Raw genomic sequence first — 6,420 nt, 5'->3', positions numbered from 1 at the left:
ACGCCTTCGCGGGCAAGCCTCGCTCGTACAAGGGAAACCGTATCAGGCTTGGGGTTTGATACGATCCGCCGGACGCCGCACGCCCGCCACGATCTTGTCCACAGCCTTGGTCGCCGCGACCATGCCGAACGTCGCCGTCACCATCATCACCGCGCCAAATCCCCCGGCGCAGTCCAGCTTCACGCCATCCCCGACAAAACTCTTCTGCAAGCAGATGCTGCCGTCCGGTTTCGGGTAGCGCAGCTGTTCGGTGGAGAACACGCACGGCACGCTGTAATGGCGGGTCACGGTGCGGGAGAAGCCGTAGTCGCGCCGCAAGGTGGAGCGCACTTTCGAGGCCAGCGGGTCGTTGAAGGTGCGGTTCAGGTCGCAGACCTGGATCAGCGTCGGGTCGATCTGCCCGCCCGCGCCACCGGTGGTGATGATCTGGATCTTGCGCCGCTTGCACCAGGCGATCAGCGCCGCCTTGGCGTTGACGCTGTCGATGCAGTCGATCACGCAATCGATGTCCGGCGTGATGTACTCGGCCATGGTGTCGCGGGTCACGAAATCGGCCACCGCGTGCACCTTGCAATCCGGATTGATCCCGCGCAGGCGCTCGGCCATGACTTCGACCTTGGGCTTGCCGACGGTGCTGTCCAGCGCGTGCAACTGGCGATTGGCGTTGCTGACGCAGACGTCGTCCAGGTCGAACAGGGATATCTCGCCCACACCGCTGCGGGCCATGGCTTCCGCCGCCCAGGAACCGACGCCGCCGACGCCGACGATGGCCACGTGGGCCGCACGCAGGCGTTCCAGCCCTTCGATCCCGTACAAACGGGCGATGCCAGCAAACCGCGGATCTTCTGTACTCATGACCATCACCTCAAAAACCGGCGCGCATTATAGGGCCGTCGGCGTCCAAGAGCATCTTTGCGCTATGAACGGAGGACTTTCCAGTTTGATTTCATGTGCATCGAACGAAGATTCGTCCTACAGGCTCTAACGAAAGAACTTAAACCGACTTGGATTGCCCAATGCCGGGCATTTCTCTGTCGGATGTACGCTCAGTGAACTGCCGGTGTAGGATGCGCGCCCTTTTGCAGGGCAACCGTCCACCGATCCCGTTCCGTCGTTCCACAGCCTTTGGAACCTGAAATAGCTATGTCATCCCGTAAATTTGGACTCAACCTGGTCGTGGTGCTCGCCATCGCGGCCTTGTTTACCGGCTTCTGGGCGTTGATCAATCGCCCGGTCACCGCCCCCAATTGGCCCGAGCAGATCTCCGGCTTCTCCTATTCGCCGTTCCAGCAAGGCCAATTCCCACAGAAGGAGCAGTATCCGACTGACGATCAGATGCGCCGCGACCTGGAAATCATGAGCAAGCTGACGGACAACATCCGTACCTACTCGGTCGACGGCACCCTGGAAGACATCCCGAAACTGGCGGAAGAATTCGGCCTGCGGGTGACCCTGGGGATCTGGATCAGCCCGGATCAGGAACGCAACGAGCGGGAAATCGCCCGCGCCATCGAACTGGCCAATACCTCGCGCAGCGTGGTTCGTGTGGTGGTCGGCAACGAAGCGATCTTCCGCAAGGAAATCACCGCCAAAGACCTCAGTGTCATCCTCGATCGAGTCCGCGCGGCCGTGAAGGTGCCGGTGACCACGTCCGAGCAGTGGCACGTCTGGGAAGAACACCCGGAACTGGCCAAGCACGTCGACCTGATCGCCGCCCACGTCCTGCCCTACTGGGAGTTCATCCCGATGGACAAGGCCGGGCAGTTTGTCCTCGATCGCGCTCGCGATCTGAAGAAGATGTTCCCGAAAAAGCCGTTGCTGCTTTCCGAAGTGGGCTGGCCGAGCAACGGCCGCATGCGCGGTGGCGCCGATGCGTCGCCCGCCGATCAGGCGATCTATCTGCGTACGCTGGTCAACAAGCTCAACCGCCAAGGCTTCAACTACTTCGTGATCGAAGCCTTCGACCAGCCGTGGAAGGCCAGTGACGAAGGTTCGGTGGGCGCCTATTGGGGCGTGTTCAACGCCGCCCGTCAGCAGAAATTCAACTTCGAAGGCCCGGTGGTGGCGATTCCGCAATGGCGGGTGCTGGCCGTCGGTTCCGTGGTGCTGGCGCTGCTGTCGCTGACGCTGCTGATGATCGACGGCTCGGCCCTGCGCCAGCGTGGCCGTACCTTCCTGACCTTCATCGCGTTCCTGTGTGGTTCGGTGCTGGTGTGGATCGGTTACGACTACAGCCTGCAATACAGCACCTGGTTCAGCCTGACGGTCGGTTTCCTCCTGGCGCTCGGTGCGCTGGGGGTATTCATCGTGTTGCTCACCGAGGCCCACGAACTGGCCGAGGCGGTGTGGATTCACAAGCGCCGTCGGGAATTCCTGCCGGTGGTGGGTGATTCGACCTATCGCCCTAAAGTCTCGATCCATGTGCCGTGCTACAACGAGCCGCCGGAGATGGTCAAACAGACCCTCAATGCCCTGGCCAACCTCGACTATCCGGACTTCGAAGTCCTGATCATCGACAACAACACCAAGGACCCGGCGGTCTGGGAACCGGTGCGTGACTATTGCGCCACCTTGGGCCAGCGCTTCAAGTTCTTCCACGTCGCGCCACTGGCCGGCTTCAAGGGCGGCGCGCTGAACTACCTGATTCCGCACACCGCCAAGGATGCCGAAGTGATCGCGGTGATCGACTCCGATTACTGCGTGCACCCCAACTGGCTCAAGCACATGGTGCCGCACTTCGCCGATCCGAAGATCGCCGTGGTGCAGTCGCCGCAGGACTACCGCGACCAGAACGAAAGCACCTTCAAAAAGCTGTGCTACGCCGAATACAAAGGTTTCTTCCACATCGGCATGGTCACCCGCAACGACCGTGACGCGATCATCCAGCACGGCACCATGACCATGACCCGTCGCTCGGTGCTCGAGGAACTGGGTTGGGCCGACTGGTGCATCTGCGAAGACGCCGAGCTGGGCCTGCGGGTGTTCGAGAAAGGCCTGTCGGCGGCGTACTACCACGACAGCTACGGCAAGGGCCTGATGCCCGATACCTTCATTGACTTCAAGAAACAGCGTTTCCGCTGGGCCTATGGCGCGATCCAGATCATCAAACGTCACACCCGCAGCCTGCTGCGCGGCAAGGACACCGAGCTGACCCGCGGCCAGCGTTACCACTTCCTCGCGGGCTGGCTGCCGTGGGTGGCGGACGGCATGAATATCTTCTTCACCGTCGGCGCGCTGTTGTGGTCGGCGGCGATGATCATCGTGCCGCAGCGGGTCGATCCGCCGCTGCTGATTTTCGCGATCCCGCCACTGGCGCTGTTCGTGTTCAAGGTCGGCAAGATCATCTTCCTTTACCGTCGCGCGGTCGGCGTGAACCTCAAGGATGCGTTCTGCGCGGCCCTGGCTGGCCTGGCGTTGTCGCACACCATCGCCAAGGCGGTGCTGTACGGTTTCTTCACCAGCAGCATTCCGTTTTTCCGCACCCCGAAGAACGCCGATAACCACGGCTTCTGGGTGGCGATTTCGGAAGCGCGCGAAGAGCTGTTCATCATGCTCCTGCTGTGGGGCGCGGCGCTGGGGATCTTCCTGGTCAACGGCATGCCGAGCAACGACATGCGTTTCTGGGTGACCATGCTGCTGGTGCAGTCGCTGCCCTACCTGGCGGCGCTGATCATGGCGTTCCTGTCGTCGCTGCCAAAACCTGCGGCCGAAGTGGAAACGGCGCCTGCGCTGTAAATCTTCACCGATGTACTAAACGGCGGCCTATGGTCGCCGTTTTGCTTTAAGATAACCGCCATTTTGCGGGGTCCTGCCCCCCACATTCCCTGTAGGAGCGAGGCTTGCCCGCGAACGAAGCGACTCGGTGTAACAGATACACCTCATCATCGTTCTTCGCGGGCGAGCCTCGCTCCTACAACGATCTTCCGGAGTTTTTTCCATGACGGCCCACGCCGACCTTTCGCCGACCCTCCAACTCGCCATCGACCTGATCCGCCGTCCATCCGTGACGCCGGTCGACGCCGATTGCCAGAAGCAGATGATGCAGCGCCTGGGCGATGCCGGTTTTGCACTGGAACCGATGCGTATCGAAGATGTGGATAACTTCTGGGCCACACACGGCAAGCACGACGGTCCGGTGCTGTGCTTCGCCGGCCACACCGACGTAGTGCCGACCGGTCCCGTGACCGCCTGGCAGATCGACCCGTTCAACGCAGTCATCGATGAACACGGTATGCTCTGCGGCCGTGGCGCGGCGGACATGAAAGGCAGCCTGGCGTCCATGACTGTGGCGGCCGAGCGTTTCGTCGCCGACTACCCGGATCACAAGGGCAAGGTCGCCTTTCTGATCACCAGCGACGAAGAAGGCCCGGCACACCACGGCACCAAGGCGGTGGTCGAGCGTCTGGCGGCGCGCAAGGAGCGTCTGGACTGGTGCATCGTCGGCGAGCCGTCGAGCACTTCGCTGGTCGGTGACGTGGTCAAGAACGGCCGTCGCGGTTCCCTCGGCGCCAAACTGACCGTACGCGGTGTGCAAGGTCACGTGGCCTACCCGCACCTGGCCAAGAACCCGATCCACCTCGCCGCCCCGGCCCTGGCCGAACTGGCCGCCGAGCATTGGGATCACGGCAACGATTTCTTCCCGCCGACCAGCTTCCAAATCTCCAACGTCAATTCCGGCACCGGCGCGACCAATGTGATTCCCGGTGACCTGGTGGCGGTGTTCAACTTCCGCTTCTCCACCGAGTCCACCGTCGAAGGTCTGCAGAAGCGCGTCGCCGACATCCTCGATAAACATGGCCTGGACTGGCACATCGACTGGGCGTTGTCCGGCCTGCCGTTCCTCACCGAACCGGGCGCGCTGCTCGACGCGGTGTCGTCGAGCATCAAGACCATCACCGGCCGCGAGACCAAGGCCTCCACCAGCGGCGGCACCTCCGATGGTCGCTTCATCGCCACCATGGGTACCCAGGTGGTCGAGCTGGGCCCGGTCAACGCCACCATCCACCAGGTCAACGAGCGCGTACTGGCCGCCGACCTCGACGTGCTGACCGAGATCTACTACCAGACCCTCGTCAAGTTGCTCGCCTGATGCTGGCTTGCCCGATCTGCAGTGAGCCGCTCAATGCGGTGGACAACGGTGTGGCCTGCCCCGCCGGGCACCGGTTCGACCGTGCGCGCCAGGGTTACCTGAACCTGTTGCCGGTGCAGCACAAGAACAGCCGCGACCCTGGGGATAACCAGGCGATGGTCGAAGCCCGCCGCGACTTCCTCAATGCTGGCCACTATGCGCCGGTGGCCAGGCGTCTGGCGGAGCTGGCGGCCGGTTACGCGCCGGCACGCTGGGTCGACATCGGCTGTGGCGAGGGTTACTACACCGCGCAAATCGCCGAGGCCCTGCCGGATGCCGATGGCTACGCCCTGGACATTTCCCGGGAAGCGGTCAAACGCGCCTGCAAACGCAATCCGAATCTGACCTGGTTGATCGCCAGCATGGCCCGGGTGCCGCTGGCCTCGGGCAGCTGCCAGTTCCTGGCCAGCGTCTTCAGTCCGCTGGATTGGGAAGAAGCCAAGCGCCTGCTCAGCCCCGGCGGCGGACTGATGAAAGTCGGGCCGACCAGCGGCCATCTGATGGAATTGCGCGAGCGGCTGTACGACGAAGTCCGCGAATACACCGACGACAAGCATCTGGCCCTGGTGCCCGAAGGCATGGCGCTGGCCCACAGTGAAACCCTGGAATTCAAACTGACGCTAACCAGCGGTCAGGACCGGGCAAACCTGCTGGCCATGACGCCCCACGGCTGGCGCGCCAGTGCCGAGCGCCGGGCCGCGGTGATCGAGCAGGCGGAGCCGTTCGAGGTCACGGTCTCGATGCGCTACGATTATTTCGTTCTTCAATAACCCGACAATTTGGCCCTGGACGACAGTTCAAGGCCGGCTAAATCCGCGAATGGATTTTTCAGAAACGCAACGAGGACATCCATGCGCCAGCCCGATATCGAGATTTACCTGAAAGACGCCGACGTCGACCACAAGGCAATCGCCGCCTGGCTCGGCGCCGCGCTGGGCCCGTGCAGCGACTGGGTGCAGAAAGGCCAGACCTTCAAGTGCAAGGCCGGCAACGTGCCGGTGACCTGGTTACCCAAGGCTGTAGGAAAATGGAACAGCCTGTACCTGGAAAGTGACGAGACTCCGTGGGAAGACGACATCGCCTGCGCCCGCGCCGCCTTCGCTGCGCTGAACGTAGAAGTACGTTGCGCGCCGGGTACGTGGGTCGAGGAAGAAAGTGAAGAAGCGGCGGATCGCTGGATTCGCATCAGTGCCGATGGTGAAGAAGAGATCACCTGGCGTACCGCTTAAAAGCGAGCGACACAAACCAAATGTGGGAGCGGGCTTGCTCGCGAATGCGGTGTAACAGTCAAT

Annotated in this window: 5 protein-coding genes; 4 read left to right on the top strand and 1 reads right to left on the bottom strand. The window is 62.4% G+C overall.

All coding sequences use genetic code 11. The features are described from left to right. Nucleotides 1-42 precede the first annotated feature (42 nt). The gene (gene tcdA / locus K9857_RS29210; protein ID WP_224541864.1) at nucleotides 43-855 is read right to left on the bottom strand and encodes a tRNA cyclic N6-threonylcarbamoyladenosine(37) synthase TcdA; all 813 of its coding nucleotides are present in this window, start codon (nucleotides 853-855) and stop codon (nucleotides 43-45) included. Between the two features lie 288 nt (nucleotides 856-1,143). Between tcdA and K9857_RS29205 the strand changes: the two genes are divergently transcribed. The 4 genes from K9857_RS29205 (at nucleotide 1,144) to K9857_RS29190 (ending at nucleotide 6,357) form a co-directional block, all read left to right on the top strand. Next, a complete protein-coding gene (locus tag K9857_RS29205) occupies nucleotides 1,144-3,735 on the top strand; it encodes a glycosyltransferase (RefSeq protein ID WP_224541862.1) in 2,592 nt (863 codons plus the stop codon). Nucleotides 3,736-3,937: 202 nt separating this feature from the next. Further along, entirely contained in the window at nucleotides 3,938-5,089 is a 1,152-nt protein-coding gene (dapE, locus tag K9857_RS29200) for a succinyl-diaminopimelate desuccinylase (RefSeq protein ID WP_224541860.1), read from the top strand. Then, nucleotides 5,089-5,898, top strand: a complete 810-nt coding sequence (locus K9857_RS29195; protein ID WP_224541858.1) for a putative RNA methyltransferase — start codon at nucleotides 5,089-5,091, stop codon at nucleotides 5,896-5,898. Before dapE ends, K9857_RS29195 begins: the two co-directional genes overlap by 1 nt. An 81-nt stretch (nucleotides 5,899-5,979) precedes the next feature. Further along, nucleotides 5,980-6,357: a hypothetical protein gene (locus tag K9857_RS29190; RefSeq protein ID WP_224541857.1), complete on the top strand. Its 378-nt coding sequence runs from the start codon at nucleotides 5,980-5,982 to the stop codon at nucleotides 6,355-6,357. The last annotated feature ends 63 nt before the right edge of the window (nucleotides 6,358-6,420 follow it).

The sequence above is a fragment of the Pseudomonas sp. REP124 genome (genome assembly GCF_020164475.1).
GTDB lineage: Bacteria > Pseudomonadota > Gammaproteobacteria > Pseudomonadales > Pseudomonadaceae > Aquipseudomonas.
The sequence above is the reverse complement of the archived record's forward strand: the minus strand, read 5'-3'. Positions and strand labels throughout refer to the sequence as shown.

Bases quoted from the DNA above. Each gene is read 5' to 3' on its own strand.
- K9857_RS29190 (WP_224541857.1), top strand. From the start codon at position 5,980: ATGCGCCAGCCCGATATCGAGATTTACCTGAAAGACGCCGACGTCGAC.
- K9857_RS29205 (WP_224541862.1), top strand. From the start codon at position 1,144: ATGTCATCCCGTAAATTTGGACTCAACCTGGTCGTGGTGCTCGCCATC.
- dapE (WP_224541860.1), top strand. From the start codon at position 3,938: ATGACGGCCCACGCCGACCTTTCGCCGACCCTCCAACTCGCCATCGAC.
- K9857_RS29195 (WP_224541858.1), top strand. From the start codon at position 5,089: ATGCTGGCTTGCCCGATCTGCAGTGAGCCGCTCAATGCGGTGGACAAC.
- tcdA (WP_224541864.1), bottom strand. From the start codon at position 855: ATGAGTACAGAAGATCCGCGGTTTGCTGGCATCGCCCGTTTGTACGGG.